The 21,816-nt window shown below is 47.7% G+C and carries 18 protein-coding genes; 2 read left to right on the top strand and 16 right to left on the bottom strand.

Going from position 1 to position 21,816, the window contains the following annotated elements; all coding sequences use genetic code 11:
- The first annotated feature begins 45 nt into the window (after positions 1 to 45).
- Together DQX05_RS07375 and DQX05_RS07380 are read left to right on the top strand one after the other, a co-directional pair.
- Entirely contained in the window at positions 46 to 384 is a 339-nt protein-coding gene (locus DQX05_RS07375; RefSeq protein WP_119792258.1) for a DMT family transporter, read from the top strand.
- Complete coding sequence (locus DQX05_RS07380) at positions 384 to 698, top strand: DMT family transporter (protein WP_087443839.1); 315 nt, start codon at positions 384 to 386, stop codon at positions 696 to 698. The genes DQX05_RS07375 and DQX05_RS07380 overlap by 1 nt, the downstream gene beginning before the upstream one ends.
- A gap of 103 nt (positions 699 to 801) precedes the next feature.
- Here the strand turns inward: DQX05_RS07380 and DQX05_RS07385 are convergent, their stop codons facing one another.
- The 16 genes from DQX05_RS07385 to DQX05_RS07460 all read right to left on the bottom strand — a co-directional run bounded on the left by DQX05_RS07385 (position 802) and on the right by DQX05_RS07460 (position 21,767).
- Complete coding sequence (locus DQX05_RS07385) at positions 802 to 1,380, bottom strand: YesL family protein (protein ID WP_119792260.1); 579 nt, start codon at positions 1,378 to 1,380, stop codon at positions 802 to 804.
- 19 nt (positions 1,381 to 1,399) lie between these two features.
- Positions 1,400 to 3,022, bottom strand: a complete 1,623-nt coding sequence (locus tag DQX05_RS07390) for an extracellular solute-binding protein (RefSeq protein WP_119792262.1) — start codon at positions 3,020 to 3,022, stop codon at positions 1,400 to 1,402.
- Between the two features lie 18 nt (positions 3,023 to 3,040).
- Entirely contained in the window at positions 3,041 to 3,907 is an 867-nt protein-coding gene (locus tag DQX05_RS07395) for a carbohydrate ABC transporter permease (protein ID WP_119792263.1), read from the bottom strand.
- Between the two features lie 16 nt (positions 3,908 to 3,923).
- Positions 3,924 to 4,838, bottom strand: coding sequence for an ABC transporter permease (locus tag DQX05_RS07400; protein WP_397335058.1), 915 nt, complete (start codon positions 4,836 to 4,838; stop codon positions 3,924 to 3,926).
- A gap of 174 nt (positions 4,839 to 5,012) precedes the next feature.
- Entirely contained in the window at positions 5,013 to 7,133 is a 2,121-nt protein-coding gene (locus DQX05_RS07405; protein ID WP_119792265.1) for a glycoside hydrolase family 3 N-terminal domain-containing protein, read from the bottom strand.
- Positions 7,134 to 7,171: 38 nt separating this feature from the next.
- Entirely contained in the window at positions 7,172 to 8,557 is a 1,386-nt protein-coding gene (locus tag DQX05_RS07410; protein WP_119792267.1) for a family 4 glycosyl hydrolase, read from the bottom strand.
- 5 nt (positions 8,558 to 8,562) lie between these two features.
- The gene (locus DQX05_RS07415) at positions 8,563 to 9,474 is read right to left on the bottom strand and encodes an ROK family protein (protein WP_119792269.1); all 912 of its coding nucleotides are present in this window, start codon (positions 9,472 to 9,474) and stop codon (positions 8,563 to 8,565) included.
- A 24-nt stretch (positions 9,475 to 9,498) separates the two neighbouring features.
- Positions 9,499 to 10,212, bottom strand: a complete 714-nt coding sequence (locus tag DQX05_RS07420) for a 6-phosphogluconolactonase (protein ID WP_119792271.1) — start codon at positions 10,210 to 10,212, stop codon at positions 9,499 to 9,501.
- Between the two features lie 21 nt (positions 10,213 to 10,233).
- The gene (locus DQX05_RS07425) at positions 10,234 to 11,364 is read right to left on the bottom strand and encodes an ROK family protein (protein WP_119792272.1); all 1,131 of its coding nucleotides are present in this window, start codon (positions 11,362 to 11,364) and stop codon (positions 10,234 to 10,236) included.
- 221 nt (positions 11,365 to 11,585) lie between these two features.
- Positions 11,586 to 12,929 carry a glycoside hydrolase family 30 protein gene (locus DQX05_RS07430; protein WP_119792274.1) on the bottom strand — a complete coding sequence of 448 codons (1,344 nt, stop codon included), beginning with the start codon at positions 12,927 to 12,929 and terminating at the stop codon, positions 11,586 to 11,588.
- 141 nt (positions 12,930 to 13,070) lie between these two features.
- Positions 13,071 to 14,816, bottom strand: coding sequence for a DUF5107 domain-containing protein (locus tag DQX05_RS07435; RefSeq protein WP_119792276.1), 1,746 nt, complete (start codon positions 14,814 to 14,816; stop codon positions 13,071 to 13,073).
- 11 nt (positions 14,817 to 14,827) lie between these two features.
- On the bottom strand, positions 14,828 to 16,483 hold the full coding sequence (locus tag DQX05_RS07440) for a DUF4091 domain-containing protein (protein WP_119792278.1): 1,656 nt from the start codon (positions 16,481 to 16,483) through the stop codon (positions 14,828 to 14,830).
- An 11-nt stretch (positions 16,484 to 16,494) separates the two neighbouring features.
- Positions 16,495 to 18,078 carry a DUF4091 domain-containing protein gene (locus tag DQX05_RS07445; RefSeq protein ID WP_119792279.1) on the bottom strand — a complete coding sequence of 528 codons (1,584 nt, stop codon included), beginning with the start codon at positions 18,076 to 18,078 and terminating at the stop codon, positions 16,495 to 16,497.
- 104 nt (positions 18,079 to 18,182) lie between these two features.
- The gene (locus DQX05_RS07450; RefSeq protein WP_119792281.1) at positions 18,183 to 19,817 is read right to left on the bottom strand and encodes an extracellular solute-binding protein; all 1,635 of its coding nucleotides are present in this window, start codon (positions 19,815 to 19,817) and stop codon (positions 18,183 to 18,185) included.
- A gap of 52 nt (positions 19,818 to 19,869) precedes the next feature.
- Complete coding sequence (locus tag DQX05_RS07455) at positions 19,870 to 20,766, bottom strand: carbohydrate ABC transporter permease (protein ID WP_119792283.1); 897 nt, start codon at positions 20,764 to 20,766, stop codon at positions 19,870 to 19,872.
- A 17-nt stretch (positions 20,767 to 20,783) separates the two neighbouring features.
- Entirely contained in the window at positions 20,784 to 21,767 is a 984-nt protein-coding gene (locus tag DQX05_RS07460) for an ABC transporter permease (RefSeq protein ID WP_119792285.1), read from the bottom strand.
- Positions 21,768 to 21,816 lie beyond the last annotated feature (49 nt).

Genomic DNA, 21,816 nt, shown 5'->3' on the forward strand with positions numbered 1-21,816 from the left:
CAAGAAAAGTGACTGAATGTCATTCATATAGAGAGGGTGTGTGAAATGAATAAATATTGGATGTATGTAATCCTCACCTGTTTATTAGAGATGGTCTGGGTTTATGGGTTCAGTACCGCATATGCGGCATGGCATTGGATACTGCTCGTAGGTGTCATTATCGTTGATTTTTATTTCCTGTCCAAAGCCTGTGAAGGATTGCCTACCGGGACCGTCTATGCCATCTTCGCTGGGGTCGGTTCAATCGGGACGGTATTGATGGATTACTTCTTATTTGGCGGAAATATGAGCGCCCTGAAATTGCTCTTTATCGGGCTGCTTGTAGCCGGGGTTATTGGTTTGAAGCTGGCTGACAATAAAGTGGAAGAAAGGGGTCATCAATAATGGGTTGGTTGTTCGTTACCTTAGCTGCTATAAGTGAAATCGCTGGTGTTGTCGGGTTGAAGCTGTTCAGCCAGGAGAAAAATATCCGCAATGGCGCATTATTCGCAGGCGGGTTCGCCCTCTCCTTCGGGCTGCTGTATCAGGCCTTCGGCTATTTGCAGTTGAGCATCGCCTATGCGGTCTGGATTGGAATCGGAACGGCAGGCGCCGTGCTGATTAATATGATCTTTTTTGGAGAATCCAAAAGCGCGGCCCGTCTTGTCAGCTTGGGTCTGATTATTATTGGCGTTACCGGATTAAAGCTTGTCTCATAAAAGTCATTCTGCCTTAATGGCCTAGTTACAGAGCTTCTATAACAAGAACCGTGTCGAATGACATATTCATTCACACGGTTCTTTCCGTCTAAGAACGCCGTATTCATTTCACATTAGCGATCACTCGCGCATCAAGCTTCAACAGCGTATTATAATTCAGTTTAATGAAGATATAGAAATACGCAGACAAAAGACCGACTATAAACAAGATCGGCACCTTCTCCCATATCACCATACCGATGAACATAAAGAGGAATATAAGTAACACACTCTTATAGAAATAAACGATCGAATACATAAATGACGCCCTTAATATGTTCATAATTCCAGTATCATATAACTGAATCAAGATATACGCGATCAGATTAAATGAGATGATGAACGAAGCCAACAGCAGGTTCACATAAGAAGCGGATTGCAAGAGTAGCGAATAGACCGAATACACGGAGAAGTAGCTCACGATCGCAACCAATCCGAATTGCATCCAGATCTGCTTCGTTAATCGGATCCCGTCCAGCATCTTCTTGTCTTCCACGATGTTGATGATGCAGCGGCATAAGTACAATATGCCCAACGGAATAGATAATAAGGGGATGGAAGTGATATAGAACAGAAAATTCAACACGACCAACTGCACTAACAGCACCAGGCCATTATATAATTTGCTATCTATACTTATCATCTGTCCATCCCCTCAGTTCCTATTTAAGTCTCTCGATATTGGACTTAATCTGATTGTTTCTTTCTTCGACGAGCTTATCATAACCGTTGTTTTGTCGATATTGTACGAACTCGGCCATATACTGATCGACCTCGCTATCCGATTGCGCATTCAGGATCTTAGCGATAGTCTTGGACCATTCTTGATTAATCTTCTCTCTATTTCTAGCCGATTCTTTCGATAGGTACGTATCCAGACTCGCTATCTCGAACTGCGGAACGATGTGCTCAGATGTCCATTGCTTCGCTTGCTGCAGCGATTTCGGGAATTGATCGATCCCCATCTGGCGGGATAGCAATGCGCTGTCCGCAAGCCATAAGTGAGTCGTCAAGCCAACCTTGGTCTCGAATCCGGCAGGATCAGTTTGTTTAAATTCCAACAGATCAGCGTTCAATACCGGCTTGCCGTCTACCATCGTGTACGTTTCGCCTTCTTTGCCGAAGTTCATGACGGTATCGCCATATTCACTGACGAGATAGGTTACAAGCTCCATCGCCTTTTGCGGATTCTTACAGTTCTTCGAGATGAACGTTAGCGTCCAGCCTTCGATCGAAGTGCCTGTCAACATTGGCTGTCTGCCTATAGTCGATGACGGGCCATCAACGGCAATATACTGTTTGTCCGGATTCTCATTGGCCCATACGGTCATTGAATTGGTCTCACCGATGACATCTGAAGCGAAGTATACAAAGTAAGTGCCGTTCGTCAGTCTTGCATCCTTATCATCCTTGGTCATCGTGATCATATCTCGATCCGTCAAGCCTTTTTGCCGAGCATTCACGATTGCCTTCAACCACTTCTGAAAGTCTTCATCCGTAAATCGGTCATAGAACTCGTCATCTTCTGTCAGAATAGGCACGCCTATAAAGTCAGCAAGCGTCTTATTAAATACACCGTTCTTCTCAGAGCCCTCATTAAAGTCACTTGTACCAAAAGGAATGATTGGTTTACCCATCTCATCCTGCATATTTAATTGTTGTACAGCTTCTAGTGCAGCCAGGAAGCCTTCTGGTGTTGTCATATCAGGGCTGCCGAGCTTCTCGTATATATCTTTGCGGACCATGAAAGCTTGGTTGCCGTAGGTGCCGCCATTATTGTAGTCTTCACTTGTCGTGGAGAAGTTCGGATATCCGTAGATATGCCCGTCTTCTTGGGTGAAGAACTTTAAGGTCTCGGGCTTGGCAGCGCTCTCTATGAAGTAAGGATCGTACTTCTCTGCTAATACATCAAGCGGAATAGCAAACTTGTTCGCATCTTTGATGATCGGACTGGATCCGTCTATCGTGATAATGTCGGGCAGATCACCGGATGCCAGCATCGTATTCAGCTTGTCATCTGCGCCGCTCAGATAAGTGATATTGACTCCTGTATCCTCTGTAATATATTTGGTAGCCGTATCATTGCCCCAGGTCTGAGCGAACCAGTCAAAGTTGATGTACCAGTCGAGGTCTGCCGTGCTCTTATCGATCTGCCAGCTCGGCGTATTCTTATTAACGGTAAAGGTCGGATCTGCCAAGCTCGACGCTGCTTCTTTATTACCGCAGCCAACTAACGATATTGCCACCGCTATAATAGTCAATAGTACGATCGATTTTTTCATCATCTTCTTCCTCTCTTATCCTTATTCTTTTACTCCACCGAGTAACATACCGCTAATAAAGTATTTCTGAAGGAAAGGATAGATCAGCATAATAGGTAACGTTGTAACGATCATGGTTGCCTGCTGCAGGGACTGTGTAGTTACGGCCTTGGCAACATACACTCCGGCCTTAGCGGAGTTCGCCGCACCTGCGCTTGTTAACATCTGATACAGGTAATATTGAATTGGATACAGCGATTTGTCCGTAATGTAGAGCTTAGCCACAAAGAAGTCATTCCATTGATAGACGCCGTGGAATAGCGCTATTGTTGCAATGACCGGGACAGATAGAGGCAGAACGATCTTGAAGAAGATCTGGAAGAAATGCGCGCCGTCTATCTTCGCTGATTCTTCAATCGATTCCGGCAAGTTCTTGAAGAAGTTCATCAGAATGACCATATCGTAGAAGCTGAACAGCACTGGAATGATGAACACCCAGAAGCTATTCGCAAGTCCAAGCGACTTGACGACCAGGAATGTCGGGATCATCCCGCCGCTGAAGAACATCGTGATGACTCCCATTCGGATGAATATCTTGCGACCCATCAAATACGGCTTACTCATTGCATAAGCAGCAATACCTGTTATCAACAAGTGACCTGCCACACCAATGACCGTCTTGGCAACGGTGACAGCAAACGCCCGATAGATGGTCAGATCCTTTAGAATCGTTTCATAGTTGATCAGGGTGAACTTTCTCGGTGCTAGATAGATTCCCCCCTTCATCGCGTCATAACCGTCATTCAGTGATAATGCGATGATATTGATCAGCGGAAATATTATTAAGGATAGAAAGAACACCATGAATATAATGTTGAAGATATTGAATATTTTTTCGCCCTTCTCCATGCCCGTATCCCCCCTTCTAGAAAATTGAGCTGTCACTGAATCTCTTCGTTAAGAAATTTGCCATTAACAAGAGCGTAACTGACACAACGGAAGAGAAGATGCCAACGGCAGTAGCAAAGGAGAAGTCCCCTTGCGCCAAACCTAAGTGATATACGTAGGAATCGATGACTTCACTTCGCCCCATGTTGGAAGCATTCTGCAAGACCAACGTCTGCTCTAGATTGGAGCCCAAGACCGAACCTACGCGCAATACAAACATCAGGACGATAATATTGCGCATGCCCGGAAGAGTGACGTGCCAGATCCGCTTGAAGAATTGTGCCCCGTCCACTTTGGCTGCTTCGTATAGCGACGGATCGATTCCTGTTATGGCTGCAAGATACAGAATCGTTCCCCAGCCCACCTCTTTCCATATATCAGAGAGGACGGCCACCCACCAGTATAGGCTCTCATTGGCCAAGAATGAGATTGGCTCCTCAATAATATGAGTGGATAGCAGCAGGCTGTTAACTAAGCCTGATGAGTTCAGCCAGGATATGATCATGCCGCCCAGAATAACCCACGATAGAAAATGGGGCAAATAGGACACCGTCTGCGTGAACCTTTTGAAGAACCCCATGCTTAACTGGTTGATCATAATAGCTAATACAATTTCAAGCGGGAACCCAATTAATAATTTCAATAGGCTAATGGCCAATGTGTTGATGAGAACGTTATAGAAGCCTTCATCACCAAAGAACGCTTTAAAGTTATCAAGTCCAACAAATTCTGAACCAGTAAACCCCGATAGCGGAGAATAATCTTGAAAAGCTATGATCAATCCAAACATCGGTATAAACGAGAATACGATCATAAGTAAGATGCTCGGCCAGATCATAGCTTGGAGTTGCCATTGAGATAGCCAACGACCTATCCAACTGTGCTTCAACATTGTACCCCCTTCCAACTTTCCTCATAACTCCAGCGCAATCGCATGTAAACGTTATCACAAAAACTATTATAAGTGCTGAATTTCCGATCCACAGTGAAAGTTTTTACACACTTAATTAAGTTTATAAAATAATTAGGCGGAGAAAAGGGACACTTGCGCATCCCTCCCTCAATCTCAATATTCTATCGTAAAATCAGCATTCTCCAACTGATTAATATAGATATTGAATCTCCCAGGCTCAACGGTTTGCTGCAGGTCTGCACTTAGATACTGAAGATCCTCCAGTGCAATCGAGATCTCTACCGTTGCCTTCTGGTTAGCAGGGATTGTAACTGTTTTATATTTCTTCATTTCCCTTACAGGACGTACGGTCTTTGATACAAGATCCTCGATATACACGATAACGATCTCATCATAATCATATGAACTTGGATTGCTTATCTCCCACGAGACCTGGATAGCTTGATCTTTTGTAATCCTATAACTTGAAATGGTAAAGCTGGAATACTCGGTATTCGTATACGTTAAGCCATGTCCGAAGGGGAACAGCGGTCCAATCTCACAGTCCTGATATCTGCTGCTGTAGCTGGATGCATTCGCCGGGCGGCCTGAACTGTATTCATTATAGTAGATAGGCGTTTGCGCCGAATAACGCGGGAACGACATCGTTAACTTCCCGGAAGGCGTGTCCTGTCCCAAGATAAGCTCTGCCACCGCGATGCCCGCTTGCGTGCCTGGATACCAGCACCATAGCAGAGCAGGGATATCATCAATAATATCTTGAAGCGCCAGAGGTCTGCCGGAGAAGCATACACAGGCATACGGCTTATTCGTCGCTTTCACATCTCTTATGAGCTGCTTCTGAGCCGCTTCTAGCTCGATGTTCACACTGCTATGCCCTTCGCCGCTTAGCTCCCAGCGTTCGCCGATCGCGACGACGATATAATCGCAATCTGCTAATTCCGCTGCCGGGCAGTCTGTCAGAGCTTCGTATACGTGCAGCTCAAGCGATCGTTCTGCTTGTCTCATGCCTTCTGCCAAGGATACCACATCGTCAAAGCTGCCTTTGCACTGCCAGTTGCCGAGCAGTTCTCTAGTATCCGAGAATGGACCGACGAGAACGACCTTCTTGTGCTCCTTGCTCATGGGCAGCTTCTGATCATTTTTCAATAATACACAGCTCTTCTTAGCAGCTTCCTTCGCGAACTCAAGACACTCTGCATTCAGCATAACTTGAGCTTCCAGCTCCTCGTCAACGTACGGATTCTCGAACAAGCCCATCTCATTCTTGAGCTGCAATATCTTCAAGACAGCGGCGTCAATATCTTGGATAAGTGCGGGATGCTCCTCTATTATCTCTTCATAATGCTCGAGATATAAGGTGGACACCATCTCGATATCGATTCCCGCCTGCATAGCCAATTCAGCTGCTTCCTTGCCATTGCCGGCTACTCGATGGTTCTGCAACTCAGACACGGCTCCCCAATCGGAGATTACGATATGTTCAAACCCATACTTTTCACGCAATATATCCTTCATCACTTCTTGGCTAGCACTCACGGGAACACCGTTAAAGGTGTTGAAAGAGCTCATAACGAATCTCGGCTGCTGCTTCAGAGGGATCTCGTACGACTTGCCATAGTAAGCATAGAACTCTCTCATCGACATGTCTACCGTGTTATAGTCTTTACCTCCGATACCCGCTCCGTATGCGGCAAAGTGCTTCAAGCAGGCCGCTACTCCAGAGTCAGCGATGCGGCCATCCGCACTCTTCTGATAACCGGTGATCATCGCTCCACCCAGATTACCTGACAATAGGTGGTCTTCGCCGAACGATTCCATCACTCTTCCCCATCTGGAATCTCGCACGAGATCTACCATCGGCGAGAAGTTAACGTGAATGCCAGCAGCACGCAGCTCTGATGCGGTATGCTCTGCTGCCTTCTGCAGGACACCTTCATTCCAGGTGCAAGATAAGCCCAACGGAATGGGGAATATCGTCTTGTACCCATGAATCGCATCGTGCATAAAGAGCAGTGGGATCTTTAGTCTCGATCTTTTCAGATATTCCGATTGCACTAAGTTGATCATCTTGGCGCTAGAGACACCGATAATGCTGCCAATCGTATATAAAGTGTCTCCTTCGAGAACTTGGTCTGAATAACCAGGTCCCGTCTCCACCATCTCACTGTCAACCTTGCCTACATAATGCTCGCCAGTAACTTGAGAGAGCTGCCCGATCTTTTCCTTCAACGTCATGCTGTGAAGCAGCTCCAACACTTTTTCTTGTTCCATATGCATGGCCTCACAATCTAGAAGATAATATTAGTATCTTATTTCCATTCCAGCTTCGGCAATAAGTCTTTCTGCCGCTCACACATCTCGTCGATCATCGCACAAGCTTGATAATAAGTAGGAGCTTGCGGATCAAGCAGGATCGCCTGCAGCAGCTTCGTCTTCGATTGTTCGACATATGCTTCCAGCAACAGCTTGTGGATGGTGCCTTGGATATGAATCGTTCCGATAAGGGCAGTCGGCAGTTCAACTGTCATCGGTTTAAATGCAATCCCGTCTTTGTTAACAACAGCTTGCGTTTCCACGACCATATCATCTGGGAGACCCTTAATCGCGCCGTTATTTTGCATATTAACAGCATTCAGATGAAGATCCTCGCCGAAGAACATCGCTTCGATAATGGGAATAGCATACTCACCGCTGCGCGTAACCTTTTCCTTATCAAATACATAAGCCTGTTCTGTCCAGAGCTCTTGTGTCATGATTGGCGAGAATAAACCTTGATCCAGATTGTTGCCGCCAGCACAATACACGAATTCTGGTACTCTTGAATCTGGCTCCCACAGCTTTTCTCTGATCGGATCATAGCGATACTGCAACGATAATCCGGCATAGAAATCTTCCGCATAGGATACATACTCTCCGATATGGTTCGTCCCTGGATAAGGATAATATCCGTAAGTGCGATACATCGTTCTGGATAATGCCATATGTTCAAATTTAGCTAGACGGTTCGCCTGTTTCTCCTTCTCATGGAACAGCGGGTACAGATCCTCTCCTGTATTCTTGTCCCAGATCTTGGTGAAGAAGCCGAAGTGATTCAAGCCGCCGCCTTCGACGCCGATATCCTTACTATCCATCTCTAAAAACTCTGCCAGTTGATGAATGCCCATATCTAGTCCGTGACACAACCCCACTACTTTAATCGAAGTTAATTTGGATATTGCTTCTACCAGCTTCGCTTCCGGATTCGTGTAGTTGATCAGCCAACCCTCCGGACATACTCGTTCCATCGTCTTCGCAATCTCGAGCATCGGACCCAGATTTCTCAGCGTATGGAACATCGATCCCGGACCGCCATTCTCTCCATAGATCTGCTTGCTGCCGTAACGGCGCGGAATGTGGAAATCCTGGGACCAGTAGAAGTATCTCTCTACCTCAATAGCTACAATGACAAAGTCTGCTCCTCTTACTGCATCTTCAAGATGAAGAGTATGCCAGATCTTCGCTGGATACGAATATTCAGTGAACATCTCGGATGCATACCTGTGAGTTCTCTTGACATTCTCTTCTACAATGTCCATCAGGGCGATCTCGAGATCCGCATGCTTCTTCAACCGTTCAGACAACACCAGATCGTTAAGCGCACCTAGCGCAAAGGAGACACTGCCTGCTCCAATCAATGCAACTTTTAGTTTTTTCATGGTTCTCATTCTCCCTTAGCCTTGTTATATACGTTATAGCCGGCTCCAATAATTCCAGCATCGGGGCCGAATTGTGATACCACTATCTGCACATTGTCTCTAAGATGAGGAAGTACCTTCATTTTAGCGCTTTCAATCACTCGCTCAATCAACCATGGATTGTGGTGAATGACCGCTCCGCCAACGACGAAGGTATCCGGGTCTAGCGTCTGCATCAATGACACGATCGCATTCGAGAAGCGTTCGATCCACAGATCAATGACAGCGATCGCTTGTTCATCCTTCAGATGATATTGTTCAAACAAGAAGCAGTTCGTGGCCTGGCTGCCATATAGCAGCTTACTCTCCTCCTCAAGCGCCTTGCCGCTGCATAGAGCTTCCAGAGTACCATCGTATAAAGTTGAATGATTTCGCTTGCTGTCCGAAATAATCATGCTTCCAATCTCACCGGCATAACCATGGGCACCATGAATAAGTGCGTTGTTAACGATAATCCCAGACCCAATTCCTGAGCTAACGGTTATATAGATCGATTGATCGTACGCCTTAGCTGCTCCATGTTCCGCTTCAAGAAGTGTGATAACATTCACATCATTCTCAAAAAAAACGTCATGCTTCGGAAAATAGGATGTAATGCTGCTAATATGAACGTTCTCTAAATAAGGAATATTCGTTGCATCTAGGATAATTTCCGTCTGATCATTCCAAGGAACTGGCAGTACGATGCCTATCCTGCTTGTCTCATGTCCGGGATCTACGGTCTCAATCATCTGCGCGATGGCTTTACAGAGCTCATCGACATTGTGGAAGCTGCTAGTCAACGCAGCCTCCTTGCGAACTAACTCCAGCTTCTCGTTAACTAGCCCTACTCGAACATGAGTACCTCCAATATCTACACCAATAACTGCGTTACTCATATATGAACTCCTCAACTTTGATGACTATATAATGTATCGCGCAGCCTCCGCATCCAGGAAGAAATCAATATGTTCATAACCTAGTAATTGCTGAGCAGGCAGCTGCGCATCTGGGTTGGAGAATATCTCTTGCACAATATTCGCTTTGCGCTCTCCAGTGATGGCTACGATTACTCGCTTGCTATTCGTTATCTGGCCTAGACCCAACGTGATTCCATCCTCTAAGACCGTCTGCTGGTGAAAATACTTCTGGGCGACTTCTCTTGTGGACTGCGATAACGATACGACACTGCTATGATCTAATACGGGACAGCCTGGTTCGTTAAGTCCGATATGGCCATTCATTCCTACACCCATGAGGCTGAATGTAATCGGATGCTCCGCGACGAAACGATCAATTCGCAGACACTCCCGCTTCAGATCGGACGATGATCCGTCGAAAAACTCTATCTGACTGGCATCAAGCGATACCAATGAAAACAGATCCTGATTCAACATCTGATAACAGCTTCCTTCAGAGCTTCGATCAATTCCTACCCATTCGTCCAAGCTTACAATCTTAAGCCTCTTCATCTTCGACTGAATATCGGCATCAGCGGCAAACTGCTTATAGCTCTTCTGCGGAGTGCTTCCTGAAGCCAGGCAGAAGACGGGCTGTTCATCGTGTAATAGATGCTCTTTCATCTCACTAGCAATTGCATGCGCTACTTCCTCTTCACTATCAAAGATCTGGATCATGCTGTTCACTCCCTAATTGGGTTATCCGGAGATGACCTTAATCATCTCCTGCTGAAGAATGAGTATAGCCGCTCCGATTGCCGTTGATTGATGGGAATCGCTCACAGCAATCGTAGGCGTCCATTCCGTGTACTGCTCAACATAGCTCTTGGTGCGATCCAATATACGATCCGGGAACAACGCAATGGTCTTCCCGCTAATGATAATGTGATCAATATCCAATATGCTGATTACATTCGTGATCGTTAATGCCAGGTTCTTAGCAATGTAATCGATACAAGCTTCCGTGTCTTCAGCAGAATTCAGATCATACGTACTTAACAGATACTTAATTCCTAATCTGCTCTCCAACCAACCGACCGAGGAAGGAGTTCGCTTATATTCGGAATCGAAGCACATATACTCCAATTCACCAGCGCTTGCATTCACGCCGCGGTGCAGCTCCTTATTAATGATCAAGCCGCCCCCTACCCCATCACCGGCAGCAATATGAAAGAGATTCGTCGGCGCTTGATCGATATTTTCCAGATTGCGGAATTCCGCCACCGTTGCAGCGTTTACATCGTTCTCTAGAAGAATAGGCAGGTTTACTTCACTCGTTAGTCTCTCTACGATCGTTTCATAGTTGAAGTCGTTTTCTGTATTATGCTGCGTCCTCATTCGGATCGTTTTCTTCCTCGTATTTATCGCCCCGTCTACGCCAATACCAATCCCCAAGACAACGCTGTTCGTTTCCTTCGCCTTATCCTTCAAGTGCGTAACGATCTCTGTAAATATCGAAGTGAACTCTTCGCTATAGAACGGGATGTCCGTTGCGATCGAGTAGGAATCAATAATCTTGCTGTATAGATTAATGAGCAGTGCTGTGATGGTGTTGCCAATAATCTGAATGCCGATGGTCGTGTAGCTGTTCTCATTGAATCGGTACACGGTACGTTTTCTTCCCAAGCCGCCGGAGCCTTCTCGGCTTTCACCCGTGACATGCACTAACCCGATTTGTTCAAAGAAGGTAACGATCTTGCTCACCGTAACGAAGCTCATCGCCGTCCGTTCCGTGATCTCGACCTTCGCCAACTCCGGATTCTGCAGTAAGATGTCAAAGACTATTTTTCGATTCTCATCTTTAATATCATTCGGCAGGAATGACTTCATGAATCCATCCACTCACAATCTTTTTAATTATATTAATAAATGAAGTTAAATAATTGCCTGTAAAAAAATGAGTCCTGCTAGACCTCATATCTCCATTATATAGCTATAAGTATACTTGTCAAGCTCTCAATCGCCTCCATTTACACCTATTCTGCTTGCGATCGTGAGAGGATGGATGAAGTAGAGGCATTTATAGCAACCCCCATCCATGTTCGAGAATATTAATACAATAGCGTCTGAATCGAATGCGCCGGAGCATGAGCGGAAGCTAAGCCATGTTCTGTGCGCAGATGGAATGGCAGCTCCCCGCTCGTCCGGTTCAAGATGACAACAGCCGTCGTGCCGTCAGGATTGCGGAATGCGGTCGTGTCCAGCTTATCCGTATAACGGCTGCAGCCGAGACGGACAGCGCCCGGACGAATGAATCGGCTGAACTGCCCGATATAATAATACGAGCTCTGGTAGTAGACGATCTCCTGCTTCGTATCCGCGATGATTGGAGCATCGCAATAATTCGCTACATGGTTCGGCCCGCCGATCTCATCAAGCAGCAAGTTCCAATCTGTCCATCCGTTCATTCCGTTATTCAGATTGCCGATGATATCGTGCGCATACCGTTCACCCGGGTCCCAAGAGCCGAGCTTACCCCCTTTCTCTACACAGCCTTCTGTGAACAGAAGAGCCTTGTCCGGGTATTGACGACGAACAGCATCCAGCGCTTCAAAGTGATCCCCGGAGTACCAGTGGAAGCCGACTCCATACACATACTCGTTCGCCTTCGGATCGGATAGAATCGTACGTGCTCGTTCGTAGAGCCGCTCCTTATTGTGATCCCATACGATGATCTTGACATGACCCAAGCCGGCTGCCGCTAGCGCAGGTCCCAGATAATCGCGTACGAAGTCGCGCTCTTCCTCCGCCGTGTAGATGCAGGAATCCCAAGGCTGCACCGCTTTCGGCTCGTTCTGAACGGTAACGCCCCAGATGTCGATTCCTTCTGCAGCATATGCTTGAATGTACTTCACGAAATACTTCGCCCAGACTGCCCGGTATTGCGGAAGCAGAGAACCGCCCTTGTTCATCGTGCCGGATGTCTTCATCCAGGCTGGCGGACTCCAAGGAGAAGCGAACATCGTGATGCGGCCGCCTGACGTCTCCATCGCCTGCTTCATGAACGGCAGCAGCGCATCCCGATCCCGCTCGACATCGAACGATTCCATCGAATCGTCTCCTTCTTCGATGTAGACATAGTTACCGAGCGCGAAGTCGCAGCTGTGAATATGAGTCCGGCACAGCGTGTAACCAAGACCCGTCTCAGGCGCAAAGCAGGCATCAATAATTTCCCGCTGCTTCTTAGCACTCATCTTCTTCAGCGTGACTGCCGCCGCTTCTGTGAATGCTCCTCCAAAGCCTTGAAGCTTCTGGTATTCCACATCTTCGTACACGTTGATTAGCTCCAGCTCACGGCCGTCCGCATCAGGTACGAACGTCAAGTCTTGCTGTTTCGTCAAGCGATCCATCGTATCTCGTGCGGTCATATATACGTTGACTGATTTGGTATTCATATGTTTACTCCTCTGCGTATTCTTGACTCTCGTGATTACTATTGCATACTAGATATGCGCCCCCCACTTACTTAACTGAATTAATAAATATAATTAAATAATATCATAACGCGATAAGAATTGCACCTAGAACCAACCGAGTCAGCTTCTTCCCTCTGATACTCGATAGGCGCCGTAGGTTGCCAAATCGTCTTCGCCCAGATAGTCAGGGACCTGAGCCTCCGTGCTGTGCAAGGCTTGTACGATCAGCTTCCACAGCTCCGAACGCTTGTATCGTTGATGCACCTTCTCAAATGGATGCTGTTCCAATATCGCCTTCGCCTCGTCTAACGCGCCTTTATCATAGAGGAACCAAGCTTGCCGCTCCATCAGCCCATCATCGAGAAGGGAATTGACTTGCTCGAACCATTGCTCCCTCTCTTCAAGCGCAGATGAACCGATATGATGAAGCGTGATATCCCGTTCGATAAATACTTGAGGATGGAGGCTCCACGCAGGACAAGTGATCTTGCGGAACGCTTCCCGTGAAGCGGCATAGTCCTGCTTGCTTACGCGAAGCAATCTTCCGAGGAAAGCATAGCTCCAATCGGTCTCCACCGTCTTCAATACGTTGATGCACTTATCGATGTCTCCGCGCCCCGCCAGCCATACGCCTAAGTAATACCTCCACTGCGCGCGGGCCTCTTCGTCGCCATGTTCAGCTGCCCACTTCATCGCATCGCCCAATTGCTCCATACCGGAAGGCGGCCAAAGGCATTCCTCAGCCGCTGGCGGCCAAGGGATCTGATCCGCTGTCCCGTGCTGGTAAGCCTCGGCCAGCTTGCTCCATGGCGCCGACATCGTGTGCGGAGCCCAGTTGAACAACGGAATATGCTCCGCTTCCATCAACTCCGGCTTAGGAAGCTGTAGTTGGCGAATGTCGAGCGGCTCAGAGCTCGGTATCCAATACTGCGTATGCAAGTGGCGCTCACCGGGTCTCAGCTTCTCATTTTCTGATTGCTCGACTAATGGACCCGCTTGTATCTCGACATAGCTCTCTCTTCGCGCAGCAGATAATTCAGCCCACTCCTCATGCGGGCCGATACCGTAGATCCACAGCTTGATGCCCGGCGTGTCCGCCGGATCGGCAATATGGTACAGGCCTGCGCCGAGGCTGGGCGTATACATGCCGAATGCATGGCAATCGGCGGTTCTCCAGAAGAAGCCTTGCATGCGGTCATAATCAGCCAGCCGGTATTCGCGCTTCGCATCCCACTCGATCTCTTCGAGAGTGTCCGCATGGCGCAGCACTTTCCCAGCAGGGAAATGGAATTGCGAATCCGGACGTGCCGGCAGCGCCGCATTGGACCAAGACATCCACGAGTGGGCTTGCGCGGTCGGATTATAAAGTAGCATTCTCTGCGTCACATATCGCTCCTCCGCGCCAAGCGAATATTCAACGGTCCATTGCATGCCATACCGAATCTCTTGCTCACCGCACCAGATATAGATCCGCTCTCCCACTTGCTTCGCGTGAGCGTGAACCGTCTCCGTCAGCACCGGTGTATGAGCAATCGGAAAGCTGACTTCGATACCGCCGCTTATGAACGCCATTCGAGGCAATATTCGAACTGGACGAACCACCCCTGATTGAAACAGAATCTCCTTGCCTGTGGATTTATCGATTAACGAATGAACCTTTCCCCCAAGATCCGGACAGACCGTGAGCTTAATCCACTCGTTCTCGATCGCGATCATCCGGAATTTGCGAAGGTCTGGTCTCTTGGCCGTTTCACAATAGCTCACATACGGATAAATGCCTTCTTCATCTGCGACCGTAGGCACCGGGCCGCAAGGCTGCACCACATGATGGAGCATCGTCTCCTGCCATGCCGATATATTCAGCACGTCATCCCCTCCTATATGCGATCTTGGATCAATCGATTGATACGTTCTCGCATGTTGATGATCCACATCGAATGCTTCTCATAGCGTCTAAAGGTAAGCGGCTCCTGCAAGTCTTGTTCCAGATACTTCATCGTCTCTTGCTTGCCGATTAGCCCTTCCAGCAGCTTAAGCGCTCGTACATCCTGCATCGCTTCGCGCAGCACTTCCATACGGATCGAGCTGATCGGGCCGTTCTTCCCTGGATATACGAGAAATGCGTCGCCCGACGGAAAGCCATGATCCGCATCCGTTACTCTGAACGGATCGATCGGCTGGATCACCGACTTCTGCGAGTACCAGTGGTTATATCCCCAGTGCAGGAAGCCTTGAATATCATATTTGTACAACTGGGTTCCGATGATGCGGGTCCGCTCCGAAGGCATATTGAAGAAGCGGTTGGACAAGCCGTCCTTGTACTCGCAGCAGCAATAATAAGCCCACAGGTTGTTCGCATCATGCTCGATAAACGTATCAATATGTTCGGTAGACACGACCGGATGCGTCAACAGACCCGACTCGTAAAACTGATAATCGGACAAGGCGTCAATCACCGGGAAATCTCCTATCAAGGAGCGCAGCAGCGTGCTGGCCCCCTCATAGTACGGCATGTCACCGATCCATGGCTCATCCGATACGTGGAAGTAAGCCTGATGCTCAAGCCCGTACGCTCTAATCAACTTCAGCAGTTCGGGAATGAACTGCGTCAAGAATTGACGATATGCTTCGCCAGTGGCATTCGTATCCCAGCCAAAGATCCGCTCTGTGCCAGCACCCGTGTCAGCAACAATCTTCGGCGCGTGCTTCGCTCCCCATTGCGTGAACAAGTGAGAGAACTCAAAGTGCTTGATTCCCTTGCCCTGGCATAACGCGATCCATCTTTCCAAGCGGGAGAAGTCAAACGTGTATCGTTCTCCTTCCAGCACCACCCCGATCAGTTGAATCGTCGGACGCTCCTCCCCAACATGCATCTCTAATGGAGGGGTGAACAAAGGCGTCAGAATCATATTCATGCCATGCTCGACATAATGGGATAGGTACGCATCAATGATGTCCCAATGAGCTTCGGAGAACGCTTCTACCTTGTACTCGGTAGCCAAGCAGTCCAGGTAGAACCATTCCGTATGGATGAGTGTCTGCTCCGGTAGCGAAGCGGCGATGACTTCCAGTTGGAAGTGTTCCTCACCCAGCAGCTCACCCGCTTCACTCGTGAACCGAATGCCGATCGGATGGACACCGGCTGCTGCCTTCTCTGTAACCTGAACCGTTATCCAGACGGACCGCCATTGATTCGGAAGAGTCCGGACGGCATCGCCTTCTAGATCGTACAATGGATCAGGGTATAAGCCCGGCTTCGTTCGAAGCACATAATCGTCATGATCCTCATAGATCGGCAGTTCGGAAGGTACTAAGCCTACGCTTCTGACCGTGATGTATTCCGCAAGCGAGGACTCGACAGACATGCGAACATGTTTCATAAGCGATGTCGACCGATACGCAACTTGAAAAGAATAGTATTCCCCGATCAGCGCAGAACCCTGGACATAGGCTGGAGCTTTCAAGTCTTCGTCAGCAAACACTTTTACAAGTGAATGAAGGCATCTTGTCTCAAAGTTGATATTCTGCGTCATGCTTCAACCTCCTAAGTGTACTTGGAAACAGCTTGCAGCAAGTGGCGATGTGCATCTGCAAAGTGTACGATATCCTCACGAACCTCGTTAAAGCTAATCATGCAGGAAGCGGCAATCTCATCGGCCAGTTCCTTATCATGTGAAGCTAGTATTCTCAGAAGCTCGTAATCTTCAGCGCCTGCTCTCATCGCCTCGAAGCGCATGCTCGTGAGCGGACCATTGGCACCGGGGTAGACGATATGGGTGTCGCCTGGAGGGAAGAAGATATCGGTATGGTTGAACGGATCTTTATCATCTGGGCACCAGTTGAGCCCCCAGTGCAGAAATCCTTCCATATCATACTTATAATTCCCCCAGTGCAGATATCGGCTCCGCAGCAGCGGCATGTCCCATAGACGGTTCACATAGCTTCCTCCAGGGAAGCAGCACGTATAATACCACAGCTTGTCGCCAAGCGCCCGCAAGCGTTCGAACTCTTCACGGTGCTCCAGATAGTACGAATTCTTCGGAATCCATATATCGACTGCACCTGATAGATCGGATGTCTCTACCGCTTCGAGCAGCGGCACTCCCGGCATGAACTTTCTCACGATGCCCGCTAGAATTCGATATTCCTCCTTGCTGTTCTCTGTAGGCTCATCCGCTACATGCTGGATGAGAATGTCCAACCATCCGTTCTTCTGGAGGAACTCTCGCCAAGCAGGCAAGAACTGTGACAAGTAAGCGTATCCTTCGAAGGATATTGCCTTAATCGGATCTCCGCCGTTCCAGTGGTTCCATATGACGAACTCTGAACCCATGAACTCCTGCCGTCCAGCAAGCAATCCGCCTTCGATACCGGAGAATCCGAGGCTAAGATAAAGACGGATCAAGCGATCGGCTCTATCGAAGTTGAAACGGTATTGGTTCTCCCCAACCAGTTCCACCTCGATCGCTTCCATCGGCACCCAGAAGTGAGTCTGACGCGCTCTGCGCATCACTTCGCCGTAACGGCGAATCATCGCCCAGTGCTCTTCAGACCACTGCTCTAGGTTGTATCTCTTGGCCATGTTCCCAAGGATGAACCAGTTGATGATGGACAGCGATTCCTTGGCAGGCACGGTAGCCGGATACACTTCCAGCTGATACGGAATGCTGCAGGTCTTCTCCCCGATCTGGATGACCAGCTCTCCTGTGTATTGTCCAGGCTCAGCGTTCGTCGGAATCTTCCAGGCAATGTACAGGGCTTCTGTGTCTGAACGAGTACGTACATCTGCTGTCAGCGGATTCATAGCCTCGTACACACGGAATGGCGCTTGGCGTGTCGTATAGCCTTCTGCCGACTCTCCTTCTTGAACGCAGAACCCGATCGGACCCGTATTTTTCTCGACGTAGATATCAAGCAGTTGATAGATTTCCGGCTGCAGCAAGCTTATATCCCGATTCTCGATAACCTCATATTCAATAGAAGATTCTGCCGCAACGTCATTGAACAGAATCTGGCAGGCTGCATAGCTGCCTCTGGCGACGGGCAGTTGAATACGCCGGCAGCCTTCCTTATCTACATGACTATCAGGATACAACCATTCATTGGCGCTGAATATTTCATATTTCACAACGATTACCTCCATATATGCTATGGCTATGAAGAGAGACAGGGCAGATACCAAGCTCTTTGACGTTAAGCTCCGATCTGTCATCTACCCTGACTTACAATCAATTACAAACTGTAATACGTGTCCACTGCTTCTTGATATATTTCCAGGAGTCTAGAGAGACCCATCTTCTCCAGATCCTTCTGGAAGCTATCCCAACCTGCATCGATGTCGTCTTCGCCAGTTACCCAGCGCGCAAATTTCTCGTCTGTTGCTTTCTGAATATCCGTTTGGATCGTTGATATCTCCATCTGCTGTTCAGGCGTCAACCAAATCGGAGGGAAAGGATTCTTCGTGAGATAAGGCTCGTATGCTTCAGCAAGTGTATACAGCTTGTAGTTCTCGCCTGTGATAGCATCCGGACCCATATACACTCCCTCCGTCTTCTCACTTAGATCAAACGGCCAATAGTTCGGGAATCCTGGCAATTTATCATAAGTAGTTGGGCCTTCAGGTTTAGGAAGAGCCTTGAACTTGCCTTCCGGTGTCTTCTCCCACCCTTCTCCTTCCTTGCCATACAACGTCTCGTTCAATCCGTCTTCCGTGATCGCCGGGAACAATTGATCCAACCATCTCAGAATGGCAGCAGGCTGTTCTGCAGCAGAAGTAATCGCGAACTGCGCCTTGAACACGTCAGGATCCGGCTGCGGCCATTCCGCTTGCTCGACATTCGGGCCTGTTACTGGCAGCAGCATCTCATACTGCTTGAAGTTCTCTTCACCCAGTGCCTCGACTCCGTCCCAGTCGGACGTTACGCCGTAGATCGGTGGATTCTGCCGTCCCTTAGCCTGCCATTGAGCTGTATCATGTGTAAAGACTTCAAGATCGAGCAGTCCCTCTTCCCACAGCTTGTTGAACCATTTCACTGCTTCCTTCCACTCAGGTTGGGCGGCAGTATATACGACCTTGCCATCATCCATAACAAGATGGTTAGGTGAATCGATTCTGCCGAAGAATCCGAAGAGACCATACTGATTGTTATTAGGCCCATTCAATTCGAACGTCAGAGGTATCTCATCTTTCTTGCCGTTGCCGTTAGGGTCTCCGTTCTTAAACGCTTTCAATACATTATATAGCTCATCCGTCGTAGTCGGCATGCTCAGACCCAATGTATCAAGCCATTGCTTGTTAATATGGAGAACCGACTTCGTATTCGCCTGCTTCTGCACGAGTGGAATCGTGTAGATATGCCCATCTGGCGTCGTGACGGCTTTGCGCGCCTCCGGCACTTCTTCAAACATTCTCTTTATGTTTACCGTATACTTATCGATCAGATCCTCAAGCGGAATCAGCACTCCCTTAGGGCCGTATTTCATGACATCGGATTCTGACAGCGCCCAACCAGCGATTGCATCGGCGTAATCACCGCTCGAGAACATCAGGTTCTTCTTCTCGCCTGCTGCAGCCCATGACTGCATGTCCCACTTGACATCTACATTCGTTGCCTCTTCAATCTTCTTGTATGCCTCTACTTCATCTGGCTTATTATCACCTGGCATAAAGATATTGAAAGAGTACTTGTCCTTCACGATCGGCAGACCCTCGAGGTATACGTTACCCTCTATAAGTCTTCCATCTTCGTCTTGCTCCATTGTTACCTCCGATGGGGCAGACTCGTTCTTGGCATTACTGCAACCTGCTACAGAGGACATAAGAAGCATAAGAATAGAAGCAAAGATCAATCCTTTTTTCATCTTCATGCGATAACCTCCCTATGTGTTTGATATTGCTATCCTATCGCGAAGGTCATGACTACCCCTTAATCGAGCCAATCATAATACCTTTCACGAAATACTTCTGAAGAAATGGATACAAAATGAGAACCGGTGCGCTGGCAACAATGATAACGGAATACTTCACTAATTGTGCAAGCTGTTGCTGCTGCTCTATCAATGCTTGATCTTTTATCATGGAGAACGACACGGTATTCTGTACCAAAATCTCACGCAGTACAAGCTGAAGCGGAAATAATGCCTCGTCCTTCAGATAGATCATCGCGTTGAAATAGGAGTTCCAGTAGCCTACGCATGAGAACAAGACCATTACCGCGATCAACGGTGTCGTTAGCGGAATGACAATCGATGCGAAGAAGCGCTTATTGGAGCACCCGTCAACCTTGGCCGCTTCAAGCAGCTCATTCGGTATCGTAGACTGAAAGAAGGTACGCGACATAATAATGTTCCATACACTTACTGAGCCTGGAATGATGACCGACCAGATCGTATCAAGCATGCCCAACCCTTTTACCAGCAGATAAGATGGAATCAGACCGCCGCTAAAGAACATCGTGAATACAAGGAAAAATGTAAAGATGTTTCTGCCTTTGAGATCTTTCCTTGATAACGAATAGGCTGCAGGCAGTGTCAAGGCCAAGCTGAATGCCGTACCGATTACGACATACAGTAAAGAATTGCGAAATCCAATCATAAGCTTATCATTCGAAAATACGGCTTTATATCCTTCTAACGTAAAGCCTTTTGGCCACAACCATACATTCCCGGAACTGACAAGCATCGGATCGCTAAAGGAGGCGATGACGATAAAGTATAGCGGGTACAGCACCAGCAGCATGATGATCGTGAGAATGATGTAGTTCATGAAGTCGAACAGCTTGTCCGCTTTTGACTTGTTAATGGACTCGAGGTTCATTCGTTTCCCTCCTTTCATCACCATAAGCTATTGTCAGATACTCTCCGGGCAACTCCATTGACGATAATAAGCAACACAAAGTTGACGACATTATTAAATAGTCCGACTGCTGTCGAGAAGCTGAAATCGCCGCCCTGTAAACCTACTTTGTATACGTAAGTTGATATTATCTCAGAAGACGTAATATTCAGATCATTCTGCATCAGGTAAATTTTTTCAAATCCTAGACTCATCACTCCGCCAAGGCCCAGAATCAACAGAATCACGACGGTCGGCATAATGCCAGGCAGATCGATATGCCATACTCTCTTGAATTTGTTAGCCCCGTCAATCATTGCAGCTTCATGCAGTTCCGGGCTGATACCGCTTAATGCGGCTAGATAGATGATGGCTCCCCAACCTGCCGATTGCCAGACATCGGACAGTACATATATCGTACTGAATAGCTGCGATTTCCCCATGAAGTTGATCGGATCTCCACCGAACATAACGATAATCGTGTTTATTATCCCTGTGGACGGAGATAGAAAGATGAGCAGCATCCCGACGATAACGACGAATGAGATAAAGTTCGGTGCATAAGTTATCGTCTGTACAATGCTTTTGAACTTTTTGTTCGGTATTTGATTGAGCAAAAGAGCTAGTATCAATGGTGCGGGGAACCCGACTGCAAGCGCATACAAACTTATGAGCAATGTGTTCTTAATAATATCCCATGCATATGAAGAATTGAAGAACCGGACAAAATGATCGAATCCGACCCATCTGCTTCCTAAGATCCCTTCCGTTGGCGAGAAATCTTTGAATGCGATTTGTACTCCATACAATGGATAATAGTGAAACACTGCAAAATAAATCAGAACTGGAAGCAGAAATAGATAAAGATCAGCATTTTTCTTCATGTAATCTAGGGTAGCAGCAGTCTTACTCTTCCTCGCTAGGCTAGTATTGCTTAGCTCCTTTTTTGGAGCAGATGTTTTGTGTCTAGCGATCTGCTTCATGAACCACACCCCTTTCCCTCTCGTGTTCAGATTAGGAAGAAAACCATAT

Origin of the sequence: Paenibacillus thiaminolyticus, from assembly GCF_003591545.1 — a bacterium.
Lineage (GTDB): Bacteria > Bacillota > Bacilli > Paenibacillales > Paenibacillaceae > Paenibacillus_B > Paenibacillus_B thiaminolyticus_A.

Bases quoted from the DNA above. Each gene is read 5' to 3' on its own strand.
- DQX05_RS07375 (WP_119792258.1), top strand. From the start codon at position 46: ATGAATAAATATTGGATGTATGTAATCCTCACCTGTTTATTAGAGATG.
- DQX05_RS07380 (WP_087443839.1), top strand. From the start codon at position 384: ATGGGTTGGTTGTTCGTTACCTTAGCTGCTATAAGTGAAATCGCTGGT.
- DQX05_RS07385 (WP_119792260.1), bottom strand. From the start codon at position 1,380: ATGATAAGTATAGATAGCAAATTATATAATGGCCTGGTGCTGTTAGTG.
- DQX05_RS07390 (WP_119792262.1), bottom strand. From the start codon at position 3,022: ATGATGAAAAAATCGATCGTACTATTGACTATTATAGCGGTGGCAATA.
- DQX05_RS07395 (WP_119792263.1), bottom strand. From the start codon at position 3,907: ATGGAGAAGGGCGAAAAAATATTCAATATCTTCAACATTATATTCATG.
- DQX05_RS07400 (WP_397335058.1), bottom strand. From the start codon at position 4,838: ATGTTGAAGCACAGTTGGATAGGTCGTTGGCTATCTCAATGGCAACTC.
- DQX05_RS07405 (WP_119792265.1), bottom strand. From the start codon at position 7,133: ATGGAACAAGAAAAAGTGTTGGAGCTGCTTCACAGCATGACGTTGAAG.
- DQX05_RS07410 (WP_119792267.1), bottom strand. From the start codon at position 8,557: ATGAAAAAACTAAAAGTTGCATTGATTGGAGCAGGCAGTGTCTCCTTT.
- DQX05_RS07415 (WP_119792269.1), bottom strand. From the start codon at position 9,474: ATGAGTAACGCAGTTATTGGTGTAGATATTGGAGGTACTCATGTTCGA.
- DQX05_RS07420 (WP_119792271.1), bottom strand. From the start codon at position 10,212: ATGATCCAGATCTTTGATAGTGAAGAGGAAGTAGCGCATGCAATTGCT.
- DQX05_RS07425 (WP_119792272.1), bottom strand. From the start codon at position 11,364: ATGAAGTCATTCCTGCCGAATGATATTAAAGATGAGAATCGAAAAATA.
- DQX05_RS07430 (WP_119792274.1), bottom strand. From the start codon at position 12,929: ATGAATACCAAATCAGTCAACGTATATATGACCGCACGAGATACGATG.
- DQX05_RS07440 (WP_119792278.1), bottom strand. From the start codon at position 16,483: ATGACGCAGAATATCAACTTTGAGACAAGATGCCTTCATTCACTTGTA.
- DQX05_RS07450 (WP_119792281.1), bottom strand. From the start codon at position 19,817: ATGAAGATGAAAAAAGGATTGATCTTTGCTTCTATTCTTATGCTTCTT.
- DQX05_RS07455 (WP_119792283.1), bottom strand. From the start codon at position 20,766: ATGAACCTCGAGTCCATTAACAAGTCAAAAGCGGACAAGCTGTTCGAC.
- DQX05_RS07460 (WP_119792285.1), bottom strand. From the start codon at position 21,767: ATGAAGCAGATCGCTAGACACAAAACATCTGCTCCAAAAAAGGAGCTA.